The sequence below is a fragment of the Niastella koreensis GR20-10 genome, from assembly GCF_000246855.1.
Classification (GTDB): domain Bacteria; phylum Bacteroidota; class Bacteroidia; order Chitinophagales; family Chitinophagaceae; genus Niastella; species Niastella koreensis.
Map to the genome: position 1 here is coordinate 7,343,837 of NC_016609.1, position 23,640 is coordinate 7,367,476.

The 23,640-nt window shown below is 45.8% G+C and carries 25 protein-coding genes; 9 read left to right on the forward strand and 16 right to left on the reverse strand.

Annotation, left to right across the window (positions count from 1 at the left end):
* Nucleotides 1–34 precede the first annotated feature (34 nt).
* Nucleotides 35–700 (reverse strand): hypothetical protein, encoded by a 666-nt coding sequence (locus NIAKO_RS29035; protein ID WP_041347439.1) that lies wholly within the window; start codon nt 698–700, stop codon nt 35–37.
* A gap of 79 nt (nt 701–779) precedes the next feature.
* Nucleotides 780–1,535, reverse strand: coding sequence for a PLDc N-terminal domain-containing protein (locus NIAKO_RS29040; RefSeq protein ID WP_014222041.1), 756 nt, complete (start codon nt 1,533–1,535; stop codon nt 780–782).
* 292 nt (nt 1,536–1,827) lie between these two features.
* Between NIAKO_RS29040 and NIAKO_RS29045 the strand changes: the two genes are divergently transcribed.
* A complete protein-coding gene (locus tag NIAKO_RS29045; protein WP_014222042.1) occupies nt 1,828–3,105 on the forward strand; it encodes a hypothetical protein in 1,278 nt (425 codons plus the stop codon).
* A 116-nt stretch (nt 3,106–3,221) separates the two neighbouring features.
* Here the strand turns inward: NIAKO_RS29045 and NIAKO_RS29050 are convergent, their stop codons facing one another.
* From NIAKO_RS29050 to NIAKO_RS29065, 4 genes are all read right to left on the reverse strand, one after another.
* A complete protein-coding gene (locus NIAKO_RS29050) occupies nt 3,222–3,695 on the reverse strand; it encodes a Dps family protein (protein ID WP_014222043.1) in 474 nt (157 codons plus the stop codon).
* Between the two features lie 12 nt (nt 3,696–3,707).
* Nucleotides 3,708–4,562 carry a pirin family protein gene (locus tag NIAKO_RS29055; RefSeq protein ID WP_014222044.1) on the reverse strand — a complete coding sequence of 285 codons (855 nt, stop codon included), beginning with the start codon at nt 4,560–4,562 and terminating at the stop codon, nt 3,708–3,710.
* Between the two features lie 38 nt (nt 4,563–4,600).
* Nucleotides 4,601–5,113 carry a DinB family protein gene (locus NIAKO_RS29060; protein ID WP_014222045.1) on the reverse strand — a complete coding sequence of 171 codons (513 nt, stop codon included), beginning with the start codon at nt 5,111–5,113 and terminating at the stop codon, nt 4,601–4,603.
* A gap of 92 nt (nt 5,114–5,205) precedes the next feature.
* A complete protein-coding gene (locus NIAKO_RS29065; RefSeq protein ID WP_014222046.1) occupies nt 5,206–5,907 on the reverse strand; it encodes an acyl carrier protein in 702 nt (233 codons plus the stop codon).
* Between the two features lie 251 nt (nt 5,908–6,158).
* On the opposite strand from NIAKO_RS29065, the gene NIAKO_RS29070 reads away from it, so the two are divergent.
* Nucleotides 6,159–7,970 (forward strand): PQQ-dependent sugar dehydrogenase, encoded by a 1,812-nt coding sequence (locus NIAKO_RS29070; RefSeq protein WP_014222047.1) that lies wholly within the window; start codon nt 6,159–6,161, stop codon nt 7,968–7,970.
* A gap of 39 nt (nt 7,971–8,009) precedes the next feature.
* Entirely contained in the window at nt 8,010–8,708 is a 699-nt protein-coding gene (locus tag NIAKO_RS29075; protein ID WP_014222048.1) for a carbohydrate-binding family 9-like protein, read from the forward strand.
* On the opposite strand, the gene NIAKO_RS29080 is transcribed toward NIAKO_RS29075, so the two are convergent.
* From NIAKO_RS29080 to NIAKO_RS29095, 4 genes are all read right to left on the reverse strand, one after another.
* On the reverse strand, nt 8,709–9,818 hold the full coding sequence (locus tag NIAKO_RS29080; RefSeq protein WP_014222049.1) for a pyridoxal phosphate-dependent aminotransferase: 1,110 nt from the start codon (nt 9,816–9,818) through the stop codon (nt 8,709–8,711).
* 41 nt (nt 9,819–9,859) lie between these two features.
* The gene (locus NIAKO_RS29085; protein WP_014222050.1) at nt 9,860–10,366 is read right to left on the reverse strand and encodes a DinB family protein; all 507 of its coding nucleotides are present in this window, start codon (nt 10,364–10,366) and stop codon (nt 9,860–9,862) included.
* 32 nt (nt 10,367–10,398) lie between these two features.
* Nucleotides 10,399–10,824 carry a VOC family protein gene (locus NIAKO_RS29090; RefSeq protein ID WP_014222051.1) on the reverse strand — a complete coding sequence of 142 codons (426 nt, stop codon included), beginning with the start codon at nt 10,822–10,824 and terminating at the stop codon, nt 10,399–10,401.
* A gap of 97 nt (nt 10,825–10,921) precedes the next feature.
* Nucleotides 10,922–11,131: a hypothetical protein gene (locus NIAKO_RS29095; RefSeq protein WP_014222052.1), complete on the reverse strand. Its 210-nt coding sequence runs from the start codon at nt 11,129–11,131 to the stop codon at nt 10,922–10,924.
* A 263-nt stretch (nt 11,132–11,394) separates the two neighbouring features.
* Here NIAKO_RS29095 and NIAKO_RS29100 point away from each other — a divergent pair, with 263 nt between their 5' ends.
* Nucleotides 11,395–12,381: a GlxA family transcriptional regulator gene (locus NIAKO_RS29100; protein ID WP_014222053.1), complete on the forward strand. Its 987-nt coding sequence runs from the start codon at nt 11,395–11,397 to the stop codon at nt 12,379–12,381.
* Nucleotides 12,382–12,679: 298 nt separating this feature from the next.
* Here NIAKO_RS29100 and NIAKO_RS29110 read toward each other — a convergent pair whose 3' ends face one another.
* The gene (locus NIAKO_RS29110; protein WP_014222055.1) at nt 12,680–13,018 is read right to left on the reverse strand and encodes an ArsR/SmtB family transcription factor; all 339 of its coding nucleotides are present in this window, start codon (nt 13,016–13,018) and stop codon (nt 12,680–12,682) included.
* A gap of 226 nt (nt 13,019–13,244) precedes the next feature.
* On the opposite strand from NIAKO_RS29110, the gene NIAKO_RS39430 reads away from it, so the two are divergent.
* Both NIAKO_RS39430 and NIAKO_RS29120 read left to right on the forward strand, forming a co-directional pair.
* Nucleotides 13,245–13,628, forward strand: a complete 384-nt coding sequence (locus NIAKO_RS39430; RefSeq protein WP_014222056.1) for an SWIB/MDM2 domain-containing protein — start codon at nt 13,245–13,247, stop codon at nt 13,626–13,628.
* A gap of 320 nt (nt 13,629–13,948) precedes the next feature.
* Nucleotides 13,949–15,559, forward strand: coding sequence for a L,D-transpeptidase family protein (locus tag NIAKO_RS29120; RefSeq protein WP_041349552.1), 1,611 nt, complete (start codon nt 13,949–13,951; stop codon nt 15,557–15,559).
* A gap of 124 nt (nt 15,560–15,683) precedes the next feature.
* Here the strand turns inward: NIAKO_RS29120 and NIAKO_RS29125 are convergent, their stop codons facing one another.
* From NIAKO_RS29125 to NIAKO_RS29140, 4 genes are all read right to left on the reverse strand, one after another.
* Nucleotides 15,684–16,655, reverse strand: a complete 972-nt coding sequence (locus NIAKO_RS29125; RefSeq protein ID WP_041349553.1) for a ligand-gated ion channel — start codon at nt 16,653–16,655, stop codon at nt 15,684–15,686.
* A 62-nt stretch (nt 16,656–16,717) separates the two neighbouring features.
* Nucleotides 16,718–17,776, reverse strand: a complete 1,059-nt coding sequence (locus NIAKO_RS29130) for a WG repeat-containing protein (RefSeq protein ID WP_014222059.1) — start codon at nt 17,774–17,776, stop codon at nt 16,718–16,720.
* Between the two features lie 612 nt (nt 17,777–18,388).
* The gene (locus NIAKO_RS29135) at nt 18,389–19,489 is read right to left on the reverse strand and encodes an IS110 family RNA-guided transposase (protein WP_014218105.1); all 1,101 of its coding nucleotides are present in this window, start codon (nt 19,487–19,489) and stop codon (nt 18,389–18,391) included.
* A gap of 99 nt (nt 19,490–19,588) precedes the next feature.
* Nucleotides 19,589–20,053 (reverse strand): hypothetical protein, encoded by a 465-nt coding sequence (locus NIAKO_RS29140; protein ID WP_014222060.1) that lies wholly within the window; start codon nt 20,051–20,053, stop codon nt 19,589–19,591.
* Between the two features lie 68 nt (nt 20,054–20,121).
* On the opposite strand from NIAKO_RS29140, the gene NIAKO_RS29145 reads away from it, so the two are divergent.
* The 3 genes from NIAKO_RS29145 to NIAKO_RS29160 all read left to right on the forward strand — a co-directional run bounded on the left by NIAKO_RS29145 (nt 20,122) and on the right by NIAKO_RS29160 (nt 23,097).
* Nucleotides 20,122–21,114, forward strand: a complete 993-nt coding sequence (locus tag NIAKO_RS29145; protein ID WP_014222061.1) for an alpha/beta hydrolase — start codon at nt 20,122–20,124, stop codon at nt 21,112–21,114.
* Nucleotides 21,114–22,142: a pectinesterase family protein gene (locus NIAKO_RS29150; RefSeq protein WP_014222062.1), complete on the forward strand. Its 1,029-nt coding sequence runs from the start codon at nt 21,114–21,116 to the stop codon at nt 22,140–22,142. Before NIAKO_RS29145 ends, NIAKO_RS29150 begins: the two co-directional genes overlap by 1 nt.
* A gap of 565 nt (nt 22,143–22,707) precedes the next feature.
* On the forward strand, nt 22,708–23,097 hold the full coding sequence (locus NIAKO_RS29160) for a response regulator (protein WP_014222064.1): 390 nt from the start codon (nt 22,708–22,710) through the stop codon (nt 23,095–23,097).
* On the opposite strand, the gene NIAKO_RS29165 is transcribed toward NIAKO_RS29160, so the two are convergent.
* Complete coding sequence (locus tag NIAKO_RS29165) at nt 23,098–23,607, reverse strand: GNAT family N-acetyltransferase (RefSeq protein WP_014222065.1); 510 nt, start codon at nt 23,605–23,607, stop codon at nt 23,098–23,100.
* Nucleotides 23,608–23,640: the final 33 nt, after the last annotated feature.

Below are 23,640 nucleotides of genomic sequence, written 5' to 3' on the forward strand. Positions count from 1 at the left end.
ACAATTCTTTTAATTCCGACCTGTCAGGTCCGCCTTAACAGCTCGCATTATCAGCCTGTGATTGCGAACCTGACAGATCCTTTTGCAAGGGTATCCAATCTGGCCAAAAGGTTTGGCCATGATCGCCCAATGCTTCCCTTATATATTCGTTTACCAGGTCATTATTACACCGGCTCCGGTCACGCGCTTCAATAATTCTATCGATATAGGCGCGGCGCAAACAGGCGTCATTCATAATCACCTCCACATTCATCTCCCCTGTCACCTTCATTCCAACCGACGAGAATGGCCATTGGATGGCTGCTGCCTGTATTTGTTTCACCAATACATCCTCCGGCGCCAGGCCCCTTGCCAGCCCCAGCAGATTGGGTAAATAGCGAAAACTTAAATCAACCGACAAAATGGTTTCGGGTGAAACTGCACCAGTAAAAGAAGTGAGTAATCCGTTTACGGCATCTTCTCCCAGCTCGCGCAGCACCGTCAGTTGTACCGCACGATATAAATAAATTGCTGCCCATACAGCCGCTTCTGGTTGAAATGCCGGCACCGGGCCGGTTAGTTCGGATAACTGATTGTCGTAATAAGCCCGCAGGTGTTCGGTTGTTTGTTGTGTATCTTCCTGAGTAAATGGAATTACCTGGCCGGCCACAATGACTTTTCCCTGCTGTATAATATCCTGTATAAATTGTTCAAGTTGCACGACTTCAAAATACGTTGTGATTATGAAGACAGGAAGTAAACAGGATAATAATAATTTGTCACCGTTATTTTGTGAGCACTTATTTGCTTACCGCATTCATTTTCCTTACTTCGTCTTTTGCATTACTGATCCATTGGTGATTGGCCCTGCGTTCACGCGCACTTAAATGCCCGCCTTCATAGATCATGGCATCCAATACCTCCTTCGCTTCCTGCGCACGGCCGGCCCTTTGTAAAAAGAGGGCATACTGATACCTTGCTTCAAAATAGGCAAAGCGGCCATTCATGGTTTTAAACTCCCTGTCTGCCTGCTCATTGTTCCCGGTTTTTTCCAGGGCTATGGCATATATTATATGCGCCTTGGATTTGGCAAACTGGGGCGAGTTATACATTTTCCTGGCAAGCGGCAGGATATCTGCAAAGCGGCCTACATTGGCATATGCAATGATCAGCTGCTTTAGTACGTGTTCGTTTTCTGTAAAAACGCCGGTGAGGCTTTGTTCGTATAAAACAATTGCATCGTTTGTTTGGGCCGCTGCCAGGTAGGCATCTGCCAACGCTACGCGGTTATGAAAAGTATCTGTAAACCGCAATTGTTCTTCCAGCTTCCTGATGCTCCCACCCGGATTGAATACCGAGCCCATACCTGAAGTTACATTATTCAGCTGGCGGCCATTGACCATTTCGGTAAAAATGTAAATCAGGGCTCCTATTACAGGTATGCACACGATGATCCAGATCCATTTATTCTGATTCCCTTTTCGCAAACAATGAATAACACAAATGGCCTGCAGAGCAACTGGAATGTAATACAGGTAGCTGTTTCCAAAATACATAAGCAATCAGGAGTTCGTTATAGGGTTCGTTTTTTCTTATTCCCAAAAATATAATTCTTTCTCCTTTACGCATAGTTTTTTAAATTATGTTATACTTTTTCAACATATATACTACGGCAGCAGGTTAATTTTACAAAACTTCACATACACTTAATATTCTCTTAAAACACCGTGCGTACTGCGTTTTGTTGAAAAATAAAATAGTATAAACGATAGTACCACTTATTCGCCTGCGGAGTCTATAACTACAATCAGACTAATCACAATATTTATTTAACCTAAAAACAATCCTGTGAAGGTACGTACGTATTGTGTTGCAGCTATTGCTGCAACAACATTGCTTGCCTGCGCCAAACAAACGCAGCCAACACCTGCCGATGACACATCCACCACCAACAACAAAGCCCGGGTTCCGGTAGTAAATTCCATAGCCGCCAATGTAACGGCTACCTATACCGACGAAAGCAGCTTTGTCAGTACTTTATCGTCTTATGGTTATAAAACACCCGATCAGTTGAGTTTAAACCGGGTGGGTACCAGCAGCGGTTATACTGCTGTTTATGGGTTTAACATTCCTGCCGCCAACCAGGTAAAAGGGTTTAAATGGAACGATGGCGATGAAGGCACTACCGATTGGCGCCCGCAGGGGATCACTGGTTTTACCTGGGGTTCTAAAAATTATTTGCTCATCACCTGGTATGGCGTTGGACCCGATGATATTGCCGGCGTGAACAATCAGCAAAAGGGCGTTCGGGTCTCCCTGGTTGATATCACCAGCATGAGTAACATTACCTATCGCCATATTCTATTGGTACAGAACAAAGCCAATATGTCGAACAGTGCATTGTATAAAGCAACCAACCCCTATACCCAACTCGATTCTTATGCACCGGTAACCATTCACGGCGGCGGCATTGCCTGCTATGGCAGCAAGGTGTATGTGGCCGATACCAAACTGGGTATTCGCGTATTTGACCTCACCCAATTTGTATCTGCTGCGGGCGATGCTACTGAAACCCGCTGCGGGGCCGATACAAATGGCACCTTGCAGGCATTTAACTATGCTTATATTCTGCCCGAAACCGGTTATTACAAGATCACCAATGCATCGCCTTTCTCCTGCATTGAAACAGGTACCGGCACTACGGCCTCCGACATCATGCTGTGGACCGGTCAATACATTACAGAAGATGAAACAGCAGTTCCCAAAGTGTTCGGGTTTCATTTAAATACCTCCGGACAAATTGTTACCAGCCCGGCGCCGGAGGTAATTACACCCATCGATAACGACAATACCAATGTAAATGGCATTCAGGGTGTGTACCGCGCAGGCGCCAAAACATTTATGTCTACAACTGGTAACAGCAGTTACGAAGGTTCAACCGCCCGGCTTACCCGTTATAATGATGGGGCTGCAGCCGGTGTTCGTTACCGCTGGCCTCATGGCGCCGAAGACCTGTATTATGAAACAGGCACCGGCTATCTGTGGAATTTAACGGAGTATGAAACGCAGAAATATGGTACTGATAACCGTTGTGTGTTTGCGGTTCGCGTATCTGATTATGATTAACTCTTTTTCTTTCCCGCTACCTGCTACTATGAAAGAAGAAGCCCCCCTCCTTACCTCCTCCGCCAGCTGGCGGAGAGGTTGGTGGGGGGCCTTTCAATCTATTACTAAAAGTTCTGTTACCGGAAATGTGCCCTTAACATCCAGGCCATTGTTTCATGCTCTTCCATCAAGCCGGTTAAAAAGTCGCTGGTACCAGCATCTTTATACTCATTGGCAATACGGTCGATGTTTTCACGCATGGAAACGATGATAGTCTCATGATCTTCCAGTAATTCGCGAATAAAACCAAGGCTGTCGTTTTTTTCGCGGCTTTGTTCTGTCAGGTGCGTGAGCTTTAAAAAATCTTTCAGCGTTCCAGGTGAATAATGTCCCAGTTTACGAATGCGTTCAGCTACTGAATCCATGATCTCATCCAGTGCCTCGTACTGACCTTCAAAGAATTTGTGTTTGTCGTGAAAATCCGGTCCTTCTACATTCCAGTGCGCATTACGCGTTTTGGTGTACAGCAAAAATTCATCTGCCAGTATACCGTTTAAAATGTGCGCTACAGCGGTTAGATTCTCCGGTTTGATCCCAATGTTAGGTTGCATATGAATGTTATTTTAATAGCTTAAACTTCCAAACTTTCCATTTTTGTAATCATCTATGGCCTGTTCGACTTCTTCGGCCGTGTTCATTACAAAATTATCTTTTGCAGCAACAGGTTCGTCAAGGGGTTCGGCACTTAAAAATAAGAGCTGGGCATTTTCAGTAGCTGATACTGCGATCTCCCCGGCGGCTTTATCAAAAACTACCAGGTGATGCATGTCTACAGGCTGGTCGTTTACCCTCACCTTTCCCTTTACCACGTACAGAAGGGTCCAGTAATCAGGTGGGGCATTCAATTCAATTTCCCTGCCAGCCTCTATTTCGCCGATCATGGAGATAACGGGCGTAAAGTTTTGAATGGGCCCGGTTTCACCGTTATAGTCGCCGCTTGCCAGCCGGAACTGCACACCCGCTTGATCGATCACCCGCGGCAACTGTTCGGCAGTGGCGGCCTGGTAAAATGGCTTGTCCCATTTATTGGCTTTGGGCGCATTTATCCAGAGTTGAATGAGCTCCTGTACGCCGCCCTTTTCCAACAGTTCATTGGTAGGCCCTTCGCTGTGCAGAATACCACTGCCGGCAAACATCCATTGCACGCCGCCTGCTTTTATAATTTCATCATTACCGGCATTGTCGCGGTGAAAGCCTTCACCTTGTAACATAATTGTATACGGACTAAACCCGCGATGTGGATGCGGGTGGATCCTTGCCTGTTGTCCCGGCTGGTAGATAACCGGCCCGCCGTGATGTATAACTATAAAAGGGTTGGCAAAACGAAAGTCTTTATGGGGCAGGGATTGTCGCACAGTTTCCTCTTCAGTGATCTTCTTCTCACGGGCATATAGTATGTGATCGATCTTCTTTTTCATCTGTCGTGTCATTATTAGCCAGCCGGGTAAAGGTATTCCTAATTTTTAGGTTTCAGATAAATAAGCTGACCATAATGTGTGCTCTGGTGATTGGTTCTGTTCATCAGCACATTTAATTTATTGCGGTGGGGTTCTTTGGCAAAGTCTTCTGCCGATACGGAAGTATGTTTGGCTAACCACTCATCGGGCGAAACAGTGGCAATGGCAGCCGACAGTTTTGCATTAGCCTCCTTCCAGTATTGTTTCAACTCCTGTACAGAAGGTATTTCCTGGCCTGATTTGTCGGGCGTAGCCAAAAATGGTTTATCCAGTTGTGCATATGAACGTTCGCCCAATCCTAATAATGGCAACATTCTATCGGTAACGGCGGTAAGATGACCCAACAAATAAATACCGGTGTTTCTGCCGGGGGCGGCTTCGGCCATTATTTGTTCATCACTCAATTCATCAAACAATTTTGTAACCTGGTTAGTGGAGGCGTTCCAGGCATCAACTACCATTTTAATAAACAGTTCTTTGGTAGGCTGGTTAGCTAAGGCAACATCATTCATAGTTGAATTTTTATTGTTATAAAAATAACAATAACCACCCGGCAGGCCATTTTGTTTAAATTAAATAATTCAAATATTATACAGCTTAACGGTTAATCGATGCCCAGGTCGTAGCCCAGGTGTTTCTCAGGAGTCACTTCATGTATTTCTACCCCCGCTATATCGGCAATAATGTGATCGATCACCAGTTCCACCTCCTTTTGATTGGTACCGTTTTCCTGCACCATGGTGCCGTAGTTGAGCGTTAATACCAACCGGGCATAGTCGTTTAAAGCAGCAGGTTCAAAAACCGTTCTTACCGGATCAAGGACGTTGGAGATAAATTTTGTTAATAGCATAGCCAGCACCGGCAGTACATACAACCAGCGGGTATAATTAAACCGCAACACCAGCACCAGGGAAACAACCCCGGTTCCAATAATCAATACACAGCCCGTAATCAGCAGTACAACTACCCAGCCCGGCGGTAATACCAGCGGCGGCAATTTTAACTGCAGCTCTTTTTCGAGTTTCCGGTACAGCATTCGCCGGTTTGCTACCGGGAAAATTTCATTCAGCGAAGCATCCAGCTCAATGGTTTCTTTGGGTACTTTGAATTTGGTGGCGAGGGTATAGCGGAGTTTGTGAAACAGTTGCTGCGTTTTGCATCGCATGCTTTGCCGGCCCTGGAGGGTTCGCCACACCAGACAATGAATATCTCCTACAGTGGCTATTTTCTCCGCTTCATAATTGGAAATAGTGATACCGAATGCATTTTCTACATTCACGAGTATCTCTACGGAATCGAGTCCCATAGCTAGTTTGGTTGTTTAAGGATCTACTGTGAAAAGGGTCAAAGCGCTAAAGATAAAAAATAAGCACCGTCTGTACCGGCAAGGTCGAAAAATTTTATAAATTTAAGTTACAAACCACACTTAACACCCACTTCATAGTACGGGAACAGCGTTCCTTTTTCCACCCTGCTGTACTACACGAAAAACCTGCTGTAATATCCGTCAGACGGTGTACGATCTGATAAGGTACTTTATTAATTAAATTAACCACCATGCCTGTAGTGATGCTTTGGCGGCTTTGGCCATACCCGATGTTGTGTATATGCGTTTTGCTGGTTTGCTGTCAATCGGCTAAGCGGGCGCCGCTGCCTGCTGGCGACCCGGGCAATGGCGGGTTGTTTTTACCGGGCAACTTTGAGGCCGTGGTGGTGGCCGACAGCCTGGGGCGATCCCGGCACCTGACCGTAAACTCCAACGGTGACATCTACGTTAAATTAACCTATAACGACATTATGCATGGCAGCGGGGGAACGGTAGGCCTGCGGGATGCCGACAACGATGGCAGGGCCGACATCATTTCCTATTTTGGCAACTATAAAGATGAGGGCGGGTTACCCGCCGGCATTGCCGTACATGATGGTTATTTATATACTTCCACCGTTAAATATATTTTCAGAAATAAACTAATAGCCGGTCAGTTGTTCCCCGACCCCAAAACCGATACTATTTTAATTGATGATGACTACGACCTGCGAAAACACTGGCATACCGCCAAACCTTTTGCGTTCGACCGGCATAACCATATGTATGTACCCTTTGGAGCGCCCACCGATGCGGCACAGGACATCAACACGGTTGGTCCCGCCGGGATCCCCGGTGGCAGGGGACTGGATCCCGCTCCCGATTTGAAAACACATGCGGGCATCTGGCGTTTCGATGCAGGTAAATTAAAACAAACCCAAAAAGACGGGTATCATTATGCCACCGGTATCAGAAGCGTGCTGGCAATAGACTGGAACCCTATGGACGATTGCCTGTATGTAGCCATGAACGGCATGGATAATTTCCACACCCGCTATCCCCATACCTATTCCGCCTGGCAGGCAGCTGTGCTTCCATCGGAGCCATTATTAAAAGTAACGGAGCATTCCAATTTCGGATGGCCTTATGCGTATTACGACCATATGCAGAAAAAAAATATGCTGCAACCCGGTTATGGGGGCGATGGCAAAACCATTGGCCGGGCCAGCCAGTTTGATGTACCTGTTATGGGTTTCCCCGGTCACTGGGCGCCCATGGACCTGCTTTTTTATACCGGCGACCAGTTCCCGGAGCGGTATAAGAAAGGCGTCTTTATTGCTTTTCATGGTTCTACCGATCGTTCACCCTATCCGCAGGCCGGGTATATTGTTTGTTTTGTTCCTTTTGAAAATGGCAAACCCACCGGTGATTGGGAAGTTTTTGCCGATGGTTTTACCGGCGTTGATACGGTCTTCAATACCAGCGATGCCGTTTACCGGCCCATGGGCCTGGCCGAAGGCCCCGATGGATCGCTGTATATTTCCGAATCAAATAAAGGAAAGATCTGGCGCGTGATGTATAAAGGCAATAAAACAGCCTTTGGGCCAGCCCAGCTCGCGGCCATGGAACAACGCAAATCGCGCACCTATATTAAAACGCCCGATGAAGTGAAAGATAACCATGGACTGGGTGGCGAAATGAACGGCCTGATCTTATACAACAGTTATTGCGCCAGCTGTCACCAGCGCGATGGAAAGGGTGACAACAACCGCTATCCACCGCTGGCCGGTTCCGACTGGATAGCAGGCAATAATGATCAATTGATAAAAATAATCTTAAACGGCATGCAGGGCAAAATAAGGGTGAATGGAAAAACCTATAATGGGGTTATGCCGGCCCATGGCAGTTTTCTCGATGACCATGCCATTGCCTCCATTGCCACTTATATCAATAAACGGTTTTATAAAGAAAAAGACCTTGTTGCCTCGGCAGAAGTTACTAAATTGAGAAGCTCCACCACCAGTGCGGCCACCATGGTCAGGGCTAAAACCCCCGGCCCCTAAAGGGGGAATACAGCTGCAAGCAAATACAGAAAACAATACATGAGACTATCCGCCTACATATCACTGATAACAGCATTGTGTTTTTTCGCATCTGCAAACGCTCAAACATATACAGTTAAAAGAATACCCAAAAACACCCTGGAAATAACCGGCAGGGGTGATAGCAAGGCCTGGCAAAAAGCCACCCTGCTTACTGATTTCACTTTTCCCTGGGAACCGGAGAAAGCCCCCGCTACGTCGTTTTCTGCGCTTTGGGATGGGGACTGGTTATATTGTTTATACCAGGTAAGCGATGATTCCATTATTTCCCCCGTAATTAAAAATAACAAGATAGACGCCGGCGCCTCAGACCGGGTAGAGCTCTTTATGACCCGCGACACTACTTTATTGCCTTACTATTATTGCCTTGAAATGGACGCCACCGGCAGAACGCTCGATTACCGTGCCTCGTTTTACCGTAAAATGGATTATGCCTGGTCGTGGCCCAACAAGCAGTTTATTATTAAAACGTCGGTTACCACTACCGGATATACTGTTGAAATAGCCATCAGCGTACGATCGCTCAACAAGCTGGGGCTTTTACAAAACCAGCGGCTGCTGGCAGGTTTGTTCCGGGCAGAAAGAAAAACTGCACAGGGAGGGTATAACTCCTTTCACTGGATCAGCTGGGTAAAACCAACTACCCCGCAACCTGATTTTCATACACCTTCGGCGTTTGGGGTGTTGGTGTTGGAATAACTACCGCTTACTGGCTGCAATAGCCTCACTAACATGGTGCAGCCCCTGTGCAAATGCAACACCACCCAACCAGCCAAAGCCTATGCGCATATAGCTATCGGGCATGGCAAACCAATGACCGGCGCCTACCATGGTCTTGTATTTTTGTGCAAGGATTTCATAAAAACGGGGGATATCAATTGTATCGGGCTGAGCCAGCCGGGGAAAACACACAACACCACCCGCTGGCAATACATACTCAAGGGCAGGTTCCTGTTGCAACCAGGCGCACAGCAACTGAAAGTTTTCCATGGCCTTTTGGTTAATCACCGTTGCAAACTTTTCCTTTTGCCGGTAAAACTGTGTGGCCACTTCTTCATCCAGTGCGGCATTACTTATATACATCATTTCTTTTGCTGCCAGAAACTGCTCCATCAGGTTGGCATTGCGGGTTATAAGCCAGCCAATTCTTAACCCGGGTAACCCAAACGCTTTTGATAAAGAGGATACGCTGATGACCCGTTCGCTAATACCGGCCACTACCGGGTAGGGCGTGGTAAAACAGGTGTCGCGATAGGTTTCATCAACCAGCAGGTAGATATTTTTCCTTTCTGCCAGCATTACCAACGCCTGCAATTCGGCCTCCGTCATTACCATACCGGTTGGGTTATGCGGCGTTGTGATGCTGATGAGTTTGGTGGCCGGGGTTATGGCGGCTTCAATAGCCTGCAGGTTTACACGCCAGCCATCTTCCAGTTGCAGATCAACATAACTGATGCTGCAACCTATCGTGAGCGGCACTTCAATATTGGTAGCATAATTGGGGCGCACTACTATTAAATGATCTGCCGGCGTAAGTAAGGCGGTATTAATAATAAACAACGCGCCGCAGGCGCCGTTTGTAAGCAGTACCTGGTCGGGGTGTAAACCACCAGCGTCTGTTGCCAGCATTTGCCGCAGCTGTATGTTGCCCCGGTGGGGGATGTATTCCAGCTTCAGCTCGTTCAGCTGAATATTCAGTTCGCCAAAGGTGAGGTCGGTAACAGAACTTTCGGCCAGGTTGAACAGGATGTTATCATACCCCCTTTCTTCGGGTGATTCCTTTTCAATAGGCATTCTTTTGTAGAACATAGGCAGGCAATTTATTCCTCCCTGCTAAAATACCTGTTTTCCTACACGCTTACCAGTTTTTCGCTGATCCGTTTTACCTGGTTGATATGGCGCTGGGTATGAAAGATCACAAAATAGATCAGCTCCAACCGGGTAGGCTCACCAAAGATGGGCATTTGACAGGAGGCGGTCAGGTCGAGCGATATAATAGCGTTACCAATCTGTTCCCGGCCAGCTTTAAACGCTTCCATCAGAATGTCTTTATCGTAGGTGGTGTCTTCCGGGATAATAAAATCGGGCGATTGCAGTTTGGTGCTGAAATCTAAAAAAACGGTGCGCAGGTTATCTACACCTGCATCTGGTGGGCGGTTGGTGGGATACACGGGGCCATTCAATGCACGCAACATGCCAATGTCCGACTTGCAAAGATGCTCCGTAACCTGGGCAGCCGTCCAGCTGCCCGGGTTCGGAACCGTATTTATTTCATCCTGGCTTAAGCCAGAAACAATATCAAGATACCCATTGGTTGCTTCCTCAAAATCCTGTAAGAGATCTGTTGCTGTTTTCATAATACCAGGTTTAATAAATACTGTAAATGAAATTATCGTTGATTAGCATCGAAATTGATCATCCAGCGAATGCCGAACTTATCTTCACACATGCCAAAATACGCACCCCAAAAAGCATCAGACATGGGCATGGTTACTTTACCGCCTGCTGATAATCCATTGAATAATTTATCGGCTTCTTCCCTGCTGGATGGCGCCAGGCTCAGTTGAATGTTATTTCCGGGTTCAACTTTACCCATTTGTTCGGGTACATCGCTGCCCATTAACACGCCACCGCCGGGGATAGGCAAAGAAATATGCATGATCTTATTGTCTTCATGGGCTGGGCCTTTGTATTCGGCAGGAATGTCTTTGAAACGCATAACCATGGCAAATTCACCACCAAATACCGATTTGTAAAAGTTGAAGGCGTCTTCGGTGTTGTTGTTGAAATTCAAATAAGGATTCAATGCTGGCATGTTCTTTTAATTTAATTGTTTGGAAATATTATAAAGTTCTTAATCCATGAAACAAACAGGCAATTACCTATGATAACTATTTATTACATTTTGGGCTTTAGTCAAGCACTGTGCACAGAAATCCTTTTTGCGTAACAAGGGTCACTACTTTTTCTATGCGCAGGTTATTGCCTTCCACCCGTAGCACCTTGTCGCAATCATCCAGGTCGAAGTTGATCTTGCTGTTGGGAAAGTGCCTGTGTAATAAAGCCACCAGCTTTTGAGCCTCTGAAAACTCCTGTACATTAGTTTTAAAAACCTCAATCATAGTGCCTGTTTTTGTTTCGCTTTGGTATCACTAACTACATGCTGCAATCGTATTCAAATGTACACGCTTGGGTTAACTTGAAAAGGGTGTAAAAGCGACCAATTAAGGGGTTGAATGCGACAATTGTTTTTTATCTTTATAAAGGGGAAAGCTACCATAAAACGCTGTTACTATGTCCATCACTTTTCACCCTTTATCATAGTAAAATCCTGATCCGTCGGAACTAATGTTTATGAGGCCGGAAAAAAACAAAAATTTACAGCATGAAACATGTTTCTATCCTGATCCCCAAAGGGCATACCAGCCTGGTGAATATTGAAGGGACCCTCCAGATCTTTTCAGAGGTAAATAACCTGCGTACCAGCATGGGCAAGGCTCCTATGTTTGATATTCAAATGGTTGGGTTATCGAAGGAAACCAGTCAGCGCGAAGGCCTGTTCACTATCAAGCCCGATTGTTTATATACAGATGTTGCCAAAACCGACCTCATTATTATACCAGCCATTCATGGGCAGTTCCCTAAGATAGTAGAAGCCAACCAGGCGCTCATTCCCTGGGTCCGGCATCAATTTACCAATGGGGCCGAGGTAGCCAGTCTTTGTATTGGTTCCTTCTTTCTGGCAGCTACCGGTTTATTAAAGGGTAAACAGTGCGCCACACATTGGCGTTTCGCCAATGAATTCAGGTCTCTCTACCCCGATGTGGAACTTGTAGATGATAAGATCATTACCGATGGGGATGGCATTTATACCAGTGGCGGGGCATATTCTTATTTGAACCTGCTGGTATATATGATAGAAAAATACGCCGGCCGCGATCTGGCCATCCTTATAGCCAAGGCGTTTATGATAGATATCGATCGCACCCTGCAGTCGCCCTTCATCATTTTCCAGGGACAAAAATCCCATGAAGATGAAACCGTAAAGAAAGCCCAGGAGTATATTGAAAAGAACTTCGAGGAGAAAATAACGGTCGACCAGATAGCCGGTACCTTTGCACTGGGCCGCCGCAGCCTCGAGCGCCGCTTCAAAAAAGCCACCTGTAATACGGTAACGGAATACATTCAGCGGGTTAAAATAGAGGCGGCCAAGAAGGACCTGGAGACAGGGCAGAAGAACGTATACGAGGTTATGTATGATGTGGGCTATAGCGATGTAAAGGCTTTCCGAAGCATTTTTAAGAAGATCACGGGGTTGTCGCCCATAGAGTATCGCAATAAGTATAACAAGGAACTGCTTGTTATGGACTAGAGTAAAGTTGACCAGGTTAACAAGTTGACGGGTTAACACGTTAACAAGTTGACAGGTTAACAAGTTAACAGTTGGTAAAAAGGTGCAGGTTGATAGCGTTGATAAGGTTGATAAAGGGTATTGTGAGTAAATTGTGAATAGCGTGCATATAAGCGAAATTCTGCCGCGTCGCAGCCTTTGCCCTTTGCCTTTTGCCGTTTGCCTTCCCACCACTGAATCCCGATAGCTATCGGGAGCCCACTGCCCACTGCCTGCTGCCTTTCCCCTATTGTACGACACACACACTCCCCAATAACCATTACTTCTTCCTCGTTGCCTTCCTCCTCGGGCTCTCCGTGGTATCCAGAAAATTCTCCAGGCTATCTAACCGTTCCGTCCATGTTTTCCGGTACTGTTCTGCCCAGTCAATAACCTCTGTAAGCCGCTCCAGGCGGGCTTCACAGAAACGTTCACGCCCAAACTGTGTAATTACTACCAGGCCGCATTCGGTAAGCATTTTAATGTGTTTATAGATGGCTGTACGGCTTACTGCAAAGTTCTCCGCCACCGCATTTACATTCAACGGCTGGTGCGCTATCATGTTTAGGATCTCCCGCCGGGTGGGGTCGGCTATCGCCTGAAATACGTCTCTACGCATAGTTTTAAAAAGGCAACCTTTAGGTTGCAAATATAATGCAACCCAAAGGTTTCATAAAAAAATTTCTTATAAAACATGGATTTTAACAGGGGAATATTATGATAATTCACTTTCTTATTTATAAATTTGAGTATATTCACAAATAGGTTTGGTGCAAACAGAACTCCAGGCGCCAATAAAACTCAAACAAAAAGCATCATTATTCACTTTTAAATTTTAAAACACTATGGCAAAAACAGCTAAGAAAGTTGCTAAGAAAGCAGTTAAAAAAGTAGCTAAAAAAGCAGCTCCGAAAAAAGCAGCAAAGAAAGTTGCAAAGAAAGCCGCTCCTAAAAAGAAAGCAGCTAAAAAGAAATCTGCAAGAAAACCAAACGCTGCCTTCATGGCGCCGCTCAACCCCAGCCCGGTTTTAGCTGAAGTTATTGGTAACAAACCTTTACCAAGAACTGAGATCGTTAAGAAGATCTGGGAATATATCAAAAAGAACAAATTGCAAGACAACAAGAACAAAAGAATGATCAACGCCGACAGTAAACTGAAACCACTGTTTGGTAAAGATCAGATCTCTATGTTCGAACTGGCTAAAGTGGTTAACAAACACGTGAAGTAGTTCGTATATGCGAATTGAAGGAATTAGAGCTTTTACAGGAACGATGGATGGTTTTACATCCTGTAAAAGAACCGGGTTAGTAAGTACCTTTCTTTAAACATAATTCTCCTTCAATTTCTCTGGCCGCAAAAACGGGCCCTAAAAGGATGGATCAACAGGGCCTTTACATTATTCCTCGATCGCCTTCCAAAGATATTCAGAACATTCATTACGGGTTTACGGGTATAACTGGCAGTTAAAGTCAAGCTACGATTGCACACACACCAGTCATATTCATGAACCCTTTTTTTATTGTGTATTACCCCATTAGAGTAGCCTTTATGCAAAAATCTATTGTTCTCTTTGCCCTTAGCCTGTTGTGTATTTGGGGATGCAGGGATTCCGGTTCCAAATCAGGAGATAACCGTAAAAAGGATTCCATCAGTAAAGTGGTACAGGATGCCGCCCGGGACATTGCCGGTAACTTCAGCGAGCAAAGCTCCATGCGCTTTTCTGCCAACCGCCTCGCTTCATTTTTTGCCAGGTACGATTCCCTGCGCAGCTTTCAGAAAGACATCAATACATTTTATACCGGCCGCAATTATTCCTTTGCCTGGTTTACCGACAGTGGATTGACCGAACAGGCCAGCCACCTGTATGTGCGTTTGGAAAACCTGCCCGAAGAAGGATTGAGCGTGTCACTGCCTTATAAGCGCACCCTCGATACCCTTATAAACGCTGGTAACACCCAAACCCTTGAACAAAAAAGCGAGACTGAACTGCTTTTAACCGGCCTTTACTTTTTCTTTGCCCAAAAAGTGTGGGGTGGCCTGGAAGAAAGCGCTACCCAAAAGGTAGACTGGCTGATGCCCCGCAAAAAATTATCGTACAGCGCCTTTCTTGACTCGGTACTGAAGCAGGGTAACACCGGCACCGTTAAAGAACCGGTTTACCGCCAATACAACCTGTTAAAAGAATACCTCAAAAAATATAAAGCCCTGCCGGCAGATAATATTACTGTTAGCCTGCCCGGGAACAAACCCATTCGCCCCGGCGATAATTCGCCAGAGATCATTAAGCTGCGCAAAAAGCTTTTCCTCCTCGGCGATTTAAACAATGCCAGCGACACCACTTCCCCCACTTACGACTCCACCCTGTTGAAAGCCGTTAAACGCTTTCAGAGACGACATGGGATGACGGAGGATGGCATTGCCGGTGGGGGTATGGTTAGGGAACTGAATATACCTGTGCCACAGCTGATTGAAAAAATAATGGTGAACATGGAGCGCAACCGCTGGTTACCTACCGATGTTCGTGGCCGGTACCTGGCTGTAAACATTCCCGAGTTTGTGCTGCATGCCTATTATGATGATTCCCTCCTGTGGAATATGAACGTAGTAGTGGGTAAGGATGTAAACAAAACGGTGATCTTTGCCGGCACCATCAGCCAGGTGGTGTTCAGTCCTTACTGGAATGTGCCGCCCAGTATTTTGAAAAAAGAAATCCTGCCCGGTATTCAAAAGAACCCCAACTACCTGGAAAAAAATCACATGGAATGGAATGGCCCCGATGTTCGCCAAAAGCCCGGTCCCTGGAACTCGCTGGGTCAGGTGAAGTTTTTGTTCCCCAACAGCCATAGCATTTACCTGCACGATACGCCTTCCAAAGGTCTTTTCCAGGAGAGCAAACGCGCCTTCAGTCATGGCTGTATCCGCGTAGCCAATCCAAAGTTCCTGGCCACCTATATGTTGCGTGATGATTCAACCTGGACGGCAGACCGGATCGCCAAAGCAATGGCCAGCGGTAAGGAACAATTTGTTGGAGTTAAAAACCCCATGCCGGTTTTTATAACTTATTTCACCGCCTGGGTTGACAGGCAGGGCGACCTGAACTTCAGGGAAGATATTTACAAAAGAGACGCCCAGCTTTCAGGCCTGCTATTGAAGCGTTAAAAGGCCAGGAAACGGATAAAAGAAGCCCTGATGTGTTTTACACCGTCAGGGCTTTTTCTATTTAGATATGCGTTCTATAGCGGCTTTGCGAAACCTGAACAGGGCGTGTGCCAGGCTGCCCGGTTTAATTACTATTGGCGGCGGCATTAATAAAATAAATATTCAGCACCACATAGATCAGCAACAATACCTGGGCCATGATCATGTCAAAACGGTTGGCTTTTTCTGCCTTACCCTTTTTAACCAGTTGCAGCGACCAGGCGGTTGACGAAACTACCGCAAAAATAAAGCAAAGGGTCAATCCATGCAGGGTATCAACCAGGGTAAAAGAAGTGGATTCGGGCAAGGCGGAGTCAATGATATACTTGTTACCAATTACGGCAAACAGCGCGCCCACACTTAAACCAAAGCGCGAATCCATGCCATCGGAGTGAATATAAAAACATACATAAGCGATCAGGAAGGCGATGTACATGCCCAGGAACAGTTTCCAAAACATATCCATAGCCTCACGGTGTACGCTGAGCCTTACTTTAAAGTTGCTGTATTCGGTATGGGGTTTCGGTAACCGGTCGTCGCCAAAGGCCGTTTCATAGGCTTTTTTCCCCGTGGCAATAATACAGCTGTCTATCAGCCAGCCACTCATGGCAAAACGTTTATCATAGTGATCACCAACGGTGTCGGCAACAAATACCAGGGACCGGGAATCGTATTGCGAATTCTCGATAGAGAACCGGAGCTTTTGTTTATCAAAAGGAAAGTTCGCAATCTTCCAGCTATCTTTCATTACACATTGCAGCTTCATTTGCATGTATATTTTATCGCCCGAGCTGTCGATGGTTACAAACGACTTGGTTACCTCCTTGGCGCCCGGCACTTCCAGGTTGTCGTAGAAATTGAATGCCCGGTTCCGGTATTTCAGCCAAAGCCATAAATTCACCGAAAACTCTTTTTCCTTGAAGTCGATATTATGGATGCTGGTAATATAAATGCCCGCGGAAACAGTGTCTGGTTTCTTATCCTGGGCGAAAGAAGAAAGGGATGCTAAACATATACCTATGAATAGCAGGTGGTACGGAATCAATGGGTTTTTCATCAGGTAATTTTTCAGGGCCGAAGATAAAAAATCAGCCATGAAATTACAAGACCGGGCGGGAGCTACCCCTTTAAATAACCGATAACGGTATCGATGTCTTTCTGTACATATCCGGGGCTGTACTTTTCTATTCCATAACCATAAAAGCCAAGCGCCATTGGAATAACTGGTGACACCGGCACTCCTTTGCTAACGAAGTTGCCAGCCTTTGTAATGGTTACATTCAACACCCATAAAAAAGCGCTGTATTGTTCCCACTTCTGCTGATAGATGGTGCCGCAATGCGCACACTGGAACTGGTCGTTCCCCAGATCCTGCAAATGTTTCTTAAATACAGAAAACAGCATTTCCTGGTCAACAAAGCCAATGGGGTTATTCCACTGAATAAAGTCCCGGAACCGTTCATGCCCGCAGGGACACCCTGTTGCATACAGTTTGGTAATCAATTGTTCGCCGGCAGCCATAAACTGTTTCTTTCGCTGGTTGGCTTCATTCAAGTGGTCCAGGTTATTGTTCCATTTCACAGTTCCGCCAATGGTCAGTTCGCCTTCGCGGTATTCTTCTCCCTCCTGCACCTGTACGGTGACGGTATTGCGGTATACCCGGCCAATGGAAATATAGATCTGCGGAACAACGACAGTACCGGCCTTGTCAATCAGTCCCCAGGTTTTCAGATCGCCGAATTTGGCATAGCCTTTTTCAAAACTGGTCAGCACCGGAAACTGGTAACCGATCACCAGGGCCCCCTGTTCATCGATGGCGCCATGCAGGTCTTTTTCATTCCGCACAATGGCCCGGCCATCTGAAAACTCATCAGCATACTCAAATTGCGGCGGAATAACTTCTACCCCCAGCATATTGATGAACCCCCATTTCTCCTGGCGCCGCACCCGTGCCAGTCCCCCGGTAAAATTGCCATACGCCTCATATTTATTGCTAAAAGGCAACACCTGGTTACCTGCTGTATCAAAGTAGGCAGTATAATCTCCTTCTTTTATGGTAAACAAACCATCCGACGAAAAGGCTACAAAATCGTAAATGGCAGGAATAATAATTTCCCCGTCCGGGGTCTTGATTCCCATTTTATTGCCTTCGTAGAATTGAAAATATTCTGATTCCATTAGTTGCCAGTTACAGGTTACAAGATACAGGTTTCAGGGTATCGGTTACCAGTCACCGGTTACCGGTTTCCGGGAAAACGCCGTGTCGTTGATCTCTGCCCTCTGCCTTTTTCACCACTGCCTACTGCCTCCTATGTAAAGAGTTTCGCTGCATCCAACAGCAGAAAGGGGCTTAACATTGAAGGCTGATATGTTTGTGTTTGTTCATAAATCATATTTTGACTTCAAAATGTCTTAATTTATCACAGCCGGTCAATCTCCTATAAGCAGTCGGCCCAGCCGCCGCTGCAAGTTTTTATTAATCCTTAAAAGTAAATAGTATAAAGCTGCAGACTTTCAAGTGGCAGTATGTTCCAACTGCAGGCAGTAGGAAGCAGTCTTTATACTTTTGTGTTTTTTACCTTTCTGTGATACTTTACATACTTGAAAAGTAACTTTTTAATTTTGGTTTGTCAGCCTAAGAGGAAGCAGGCTCTGCCGGAGGACAACCTGCCAGCAATAAGGCTGATACTTATACGGTAATTATGAGCAGTCAATCACGGGCTGCTCATTTTTAATTATTACCGGTAAGTTACATGGCTTAAAAAACTCATATTAAACATTTTACCTGTTTTAAGCTAGCATTCCTTTTTGATACTCCACCCCGGTTACCATCACGGTTCGTAGCCTCCTGAGTAATTTTCGGGCAATGTGAATGATTGCATATGTGCCGGTCATGCGTTTAGTCAGTGCCTGATAACACTCCAACAGGGCCGGATCTTTGCGTATGGCCTGCCAGGCGGATTCAATCAATGCCGTGCGTAATCTTTTATGCCGTCTTGAGGTAATGCCACGGTCCCGGTCGGTTTCTCCGCTACTGCTTTTATCAGGGCAAAAACCTACAAAACTATTGAGCCGGTCAAACCCCTTAAATCGGTTTATGTCGCCTATTTCCAGTAAGAACAACATCGCCGTTGTTGGGCCGATACCAGGAACACTGGTTGCCAGACGTGCCGCTGAACTGTATTTGCCCTTTCTGAGCTGACGCAGTTGCGTTTCCACTTTCAGCAGTAATTGTCGCAATAATCTGATCTGTTCCAGCATCAGCAATAGCGTATCTCCAAAGTCATCTTTTAACGCCTGCTCCTGCACCCACCTCAAAAAACAATTGCTCCAGTTGTTCTTGGCATAGGCCGCCGGTATTTCAATACCCTGGAATTTCAATAAGCTTTTCAGTCGGTTTTTACTTCGATTGATATCACTGACCACACTTGAGCGGTAACGTATTAAGTTCCTTTCTTTTTGAAGCGATTCATCCGGTATATTAATCCCTTTTATATTCCTAGATTCAAGGTCTCGGGCCAGCTTCAAGGCATCTACCGGATCGGTCTTACGCTTTCTTTCTTTGTCTGTGGTTGACACGTCTGCCGCATTCACCACTATACAATCCATTCCAGCTACGCTTAATCTTCTTTGCAAATTGAATCCCCACGCACAACTTTCGTACACACATTTAAAACAAGCACCAGGATAATGACTATGCAAATGCTTTATTAATGCATCACTGTCGGCTGCCATTCGATGGTTGCCCAGACAAATCCCATTATACACTTTGGCTACCTGATAGTCTTTCTGATGGACATCTATTCCCACACAAATCGTTTTACCGCTATAATCTATTATGTTTCTACCTTTGACTCGGGTTTCGGATGCGGCTGAAGCATGCTGTTTCATAAAATTTAATTTTTATGTTGTAAATAATCAGCAAAGTTCTTCATTGCAGCCGATTTTCGGACTGCTGCTGCTCCGAAACCCTTTTACATAAAGACTTTCCTAAAACCACCTAAAATACGGCCTGCTGGTAAATGGTGAAAAATGCCAGGGTATGGATAAAAAAATAATCAGCAATGCAATGGTAAACCAAATGGCCATTGTTTTAAATTTTTGCTGATCGGTAGTTTTTCTTTTCGTTTTTGCAGAACCAATGGTCAGCAGCACGATCGCAATCAGCATCATGGTAATATGCTCCATCCCAAAGAACCGGATCTCCCGCTGGTGTACCGCCGCTTTAAAATAATTCAAAAAATACCGTACCACCGGGCTGATGAAATACAGGGTAATTCCTATCACCAATTGAACATGAGCGCTGGTAGCCGCCACCACACGGGCCGTATTATCGGCTTTTAAAAATCGCCTATGGCCTAACCAACCCCTATAGGCCCGTACAATAGCAACCAGTAAACTAATTAAAACCAGCCAGCGAACCAGGGAATGCAGAATTAATAATGATTGATACATGCTACAAACAACTTTTTGGGGGTAATATCGATAATTTTGTACAACTACATTCAGCTAAACTTTGTTCAATGCTAAGGAATTGCTTTGCGGTAATGTCCCTTTTTGTTACGTTGGCCGCTTACCCTCAGGCGCAACATGTAAATGCTTTTTCGCCCTATGAAGACACCTCCTATACCACCTGGAGCGCCTATGTAAATACCCGTAAGACCAATCCGGACATCCGGATAGTACCGGAACTGAAGTCAAAAGAAATAGTCGCTAAAAAAGGGATCGAGTATATCCCGGCAGGTGGCAAATATATCCGCTGGGCTAATGCTTTTTACCCCGCCGGCAAATCAAAGGAAAAATATCCTGCCATAGTGATCATTCATGGTGGTGGCTGGCGTTCAGGTTATCCCGAACAACACAATCCGCTCGCTCAACATCTGGCAGCCCGGGGTTATGTTTGTTTTACCCCCAGTTATGCGTTGTCTACCTATCGCCAATATCCCCAGGCTATCTACGACCTCAAACGGTTTCTGCGCTGGCTGATTGAACATGCCGATAAATATCATGTTGATACCAGTAAAATAACGGTGCTGGGTTTTTCAGCCGGTGGTGAACTGGCGGCATTTCTCTCCACTACTATTGGCGACCCCAAATTCGAAGGACCCATTTATGATAAGAAAGGCCCAACAACAGCACCCATCCATGCCTTGGTAGATATAGACGGCACCCTGTCTTTTACCCATCCCGAAACCGGGGAAGGGGATGACAGTAAAAAGATCTCAGCCGCTACGTACTGGCTGGGCTATTCTAAAAAAGACAGCCTGGCTTTATGGAATGAAGCCTCGCCACTTACCCATGTTGGCCCGCATACGCCTCCTACCCTGTTCATCAACAGCGGCGTGGCCAGAATGCATGCAGGCCGCGAAGTTTTCATAAAAGTGCTGAACCAATACAACATCTATTCTGAGGTAAAAACCTTTGAAAATGCTCCGCATTCTTTTTGTTTGTTCGACCCCTGGTTTCAGCCAACCGTAAACTATATTGATGATTTTTTAAAACGCGTAAATAAATAATGAAACAGCTTGCTTTCCTGCTTGCCGTCGCTTGTATAGGCTTTACCACTGTACAGGCACAAACCGCCAACCCGCAACAATACAAATATGTTTTTACCGTGGCCAAAGACGGCACCGGCGATTACAAATACATCCAGGACGCCATCGACGCCATGCGGGTATATCCCCTGGCGCCTATTACGCTTTATATAAAGAACGGGGTGTACAATGAAAAAATTGAACTGCCTGCCAGCAATACCGATGTAACCTTTATTGGCGAAAGCGTTGATAAAACCATTATTGTTTTCAACGATTACTCAGGCCGTGGCAAGCTCACCACCTTCACTTCCTATACGGCCAAGATCTGCGGCAACCGTTTCAGGGCCGAAAACCTTACCTTTTCCAATTCTGCCGGTCCTGTTGGCCAGGCAGTAGCCCTGCATGTGGAAGCCGATAATGCGATGTTTGTAAACTGCCGCTTTCTCGGCAACCAGGATACCATTTTTACCGGGGGAGAAACATCCCGCCAGCTGTTTGTAAACTGCTACATCGAGGGCACCACCGATTTCATTTTCGGCCCGGCCACGGTTGTTTTTCAGGGTTGTGAGATCCACAGTAAAACCAATTCATTTGTTACCGCCGCCAGCACCACCCAGGGTAAAAAGTTCGGGTATGTGTTCCTGGATTGTAAACTCACGGCAGACACCAGCGTTCATAAAGTATTTCTGGGCCGTCCCTGGCGGGCAAATGCGAAGACGGTTTATTTGCGTTGCATCATGGGCAACCATATAGTGCCCGAAGGCTGGAACAACTGGAGCAATCCTGCCAATGAGCAAACTACGTTTTATGCGGAATACAAGTGCAGCGGTGCCGGCGCCTACATCGCCAACCGCGCCAAATGGAGCCACCAGCTTACCGACAAAGAAGCGGCCAATTATACCCTGAACACTATTTTCAACAATGAAGGGGCCGCTTTACCGGTAAATGCAAAATGGTACCAGGAGCAGGGAACACGGGCGTTTCAATGGCCGGGAAAGGCAGAGAAATGAGGAATAAAAAATGAAGAACAGAGAAACGAGAAAGGGAAGAAGAAAGCAAGCTATTTTGAATTAAATAAAATGTCCGGATCGTTTAACGCAAACCACTTTCCGTCTACCCTTTGCCCTCTGCCCTGATGTGGAGCGAGTTCCACAGTTTAAACAGCCATTCTACAGTTGCAGCGGAATGAACCTGCCAAACCGAAAGGATTCAGGAGGTATAACCTTTGTACTATAACCAAAACCTATTGTGCATCTATGAATATGTGTGTATGAAAGAAATCACGACGTCAGAGTATCTTATGAATCTGCATAAACAGTATATGGCCGAGGTAGGAAAGTTCCTAAAGGCATTAAAAGATAACGCTCCCCGCAATGAGCTGGTCCTGATAAGAATGAATGTAAAAAAGCTGCTCGCCGAAATCAGAAGATACCCTTTACCCGGTACTAAGTAGTTACCTTTAAATTCCCCAGTTTCATCCTCAATTCCACAAAATCAGCACGTTACAGGCTGGCCCAAAATTTTTATCATAGTAATAAAGAGATCCTGACCCTTGTAATTTTTAATTTTTATACTATGGAAAATCATCAATCAACAATAGCTTTAGTGGACGACCATGCCTTGTTACGCAAAGCCGTGAACTACCGGTTAACCAGCATGGGATATAACGTTGTAATGGAAGCCGAAAATGGCCAGCAGTTCCTCGACAAACTCGAAAAGAAAGAATCTCCCTCACCTGATCTCTGCCTGCTCGACATAAATATGCCTGTATTAAATGGGTTTGAAACAGCCGCCCAGTTAAAGAAAAAATGGCCTGCTATAAAGATCATTTTCCTTTCCATGAATGATGGAACCGGCTTTAAGAACAAGGCAAAGGAATTAGGCGCTGATGGCTATATCTGTAAAGACGCCTCTTCTGAAGAATTTAATAAAGTACTGTATATGTTACTGCCACCTGCAGTGTAGTTATCTTACAATCAGCCACTCAAAATAAATGTGAGGCACCGTTTTATAAAGAATATGGCCCATTTGGGTGAAGCCACATTTTTCATAAAACCCACCCGCTCCGGCTACGCCTTCATAGGCATCGAGCCGTAAAGAATCGCCGGCCAGCGCAGTGGCCATTTTTTTTGCCTCCTCTATTAATGCCCGGCCCACGCCAATTCGCTGATAACCGGGGCGTACCGCCATATCAACCAGGTAAACGGGGCGGGGAACCGGCGTAAAATAGGCAGGGTCAATTACCCATGGCCGCGATGAAGTTAACCGCAGCGAGCCTATTACTTCCCCACCATTTTTGGCCACCAGCACCTTTGCTTTACTCATTCCATTCAACACGCCTTTTGCACTGGCAATTGCACTCCAATGCCCATGGCCATGTTTGGCCGTAAGGTCGTAAGCCGCCTCGCTGATCACATTGGCAATCGCCGCAGCATCTTCTGGTGTTGCCAGCGCTATTGATACGTTTATATTCACCTGTTAAATTTACGCAATCTGCCGTTACTGATT

Excerpts from the sequence above, each read along its gene's own strand:
- NIAKO_RS29040 (WP_014222041.1), bottom strand. The coding sequence starts at position 1,535 with ATGTATTTTGGAAACAGCTACCTGTATTACATTCCAGTTGCTCTGCAG.
- NIAKO_RS29050 (WP_014222043.1), bottom strand. The coding sequence starts at position 3,695 with ATGCAACCTAACATTGGGATCAAACCGGAGAATCTAACCGCTGTAGCG.
- NIAKO_RS29055 (WP_014222044.1), bottom strand. The coding sequence starts at position 4,562 with ATGAAAAAGAAGATCGATCACATACTATATGCCCGTGAGAAGAAGATC.
- NIAKO_RS29060 (WP_014222045.1), bottom strand. The coding sequence starts at position 5,113 with ATGAATGATGTTGCCTTAGCTAACCAGCCTACCAAAGAACTGTTTATT.
- NIAKO_RS29065 (WP_014222046.1), bottom strand. The coding sequence starts at position 5,907 with ATGGGACTCGATTCCGTAGAGATACTCGTGAATGTAGAAAATGCATTC.
- NIAKO_RS29070 (WP_014222047.1), top strand. The coding sequence starts at position 6,159 with ATGCCTGTAGTGATGCTTTGGCGGCTTTGGCCATACCCGATGTTGTGT.
- NIAKO_RS29075 (WP_014222048.1), top strand. The coding sequence starts at position 8,010 with ATGAGACTATCCGCCTACATATCACTGATAACAGCATTGTGTTTTTTC.
- NIAKO_RS29080 (WP_014222049.1), bottom strand. The coding sequence starts at position 9,818 with ATGTTCTACAAAAGAATGCCTATTGAAAAGGAATCACCCGAAGAAAGG.
- NIAKO_RS29085 (WP_014222050.1), bottom strand. The coding sequence starts at position 10,366 with ATGAAAACAGCAACAGATCTCTTACAGGATTTTGAGGAAGCAACCAAT.
- NIAKO_RS29090 (WP_014222051.1), bottom strand. The coding sequence starts at position 10,824 with ATGCCAGCATTGAATCCTTATTTGAATTTCAACAACAACACCGAAGAC.
- NIAKO_RS29095 (WP_014222052.1), bottom strand. The coding sequence starts at position 11,131 with ATGATTGAGGTTTTTAAAACTAATGTACAGGAGTTTTCAGAGGCTCAA.
- NIAKO_RS29100 (WP_014222053.1), top strand. The coding sequence starts at position 11,395 with ATGAAACATGTTTCTATCCTGATCCCCAAAGGGCATACCAGCCTGGTG.
- NIAKO_RS29110 (WP_014222055.1), bottom strand. The coding sequence starts at position 13,018 with ATGCGTAGAGACGTATTTCAGGCGATAGCCGACCCCACCCGGCGGGAG.
- NIAKO_RS39430 (WP_014222056.1), top strand. The coding sequence starts at position 13,245 with ATGGCAAAAACAGCTAAGAAAGTTGCTAAGAAAGCAGTTAAAAAAGTA.
- NIAKO_RS29120 (WP_041349552.1), top strand. The coding sequence starts at position 13,949 with ATGCAAAAATCTATTGTTCTCTTTGCCCTTAGCCTGTTGTGTATTTGG.
- NIAKO_RS29125 (WP_041349553.1), bottom strand. The coding sequence starts at position 16,655 with ATGAAAAACCCATTGATTCCGTACCACCTGCTATTCATAGGTATATGT.
- NIAKO_RS29130 (WP_014222059.1), bottom strand. The coding sequence starts at position 17,776 with ATGGAATCAGAATATTTTCAATTCTACGAAGGCAATAAAATGGGAATC.
- NIAKO_RS29135 (WP_014218105.1), bottom strand. The coding sequence starts at position 19,489 with ATGAAACAGCATGCTTCAGCCGCATCCGAAACCCGAGTCAAAGGTAGA.
- NIAKO_RS29140 (WP_014222060.1), bottom strand. The coding sequence starts at position 20,053 with ATGTATCAATCATTATTAATTCTGCATTCCCTGGTTCGCTGGCTGGTT.
- NIAKO_RS29145 (WP_014222061.1), top strand. The coding sequence starts at position 20,122 with ATGCTAAGGAATTGCTTTGCGGTAATGTCCCTTTTTGTTACGTTGGCC.
- NIAKO_RS29150 (WP_014222062.1), top strand. The coding sequence starts at position 21,114 with ATGAAACAGCTTGCTTTCCTGCTTGCCGTCGCTTGTATAGGCTTTACC.
- NIAKO_RS29160 (WP_014222064.1), top strand. The coding sequence starts at position 22,708 with ATGGAAAATCATCAATCAACAATAGCTTTAGTGGACGACCATGCCTTG.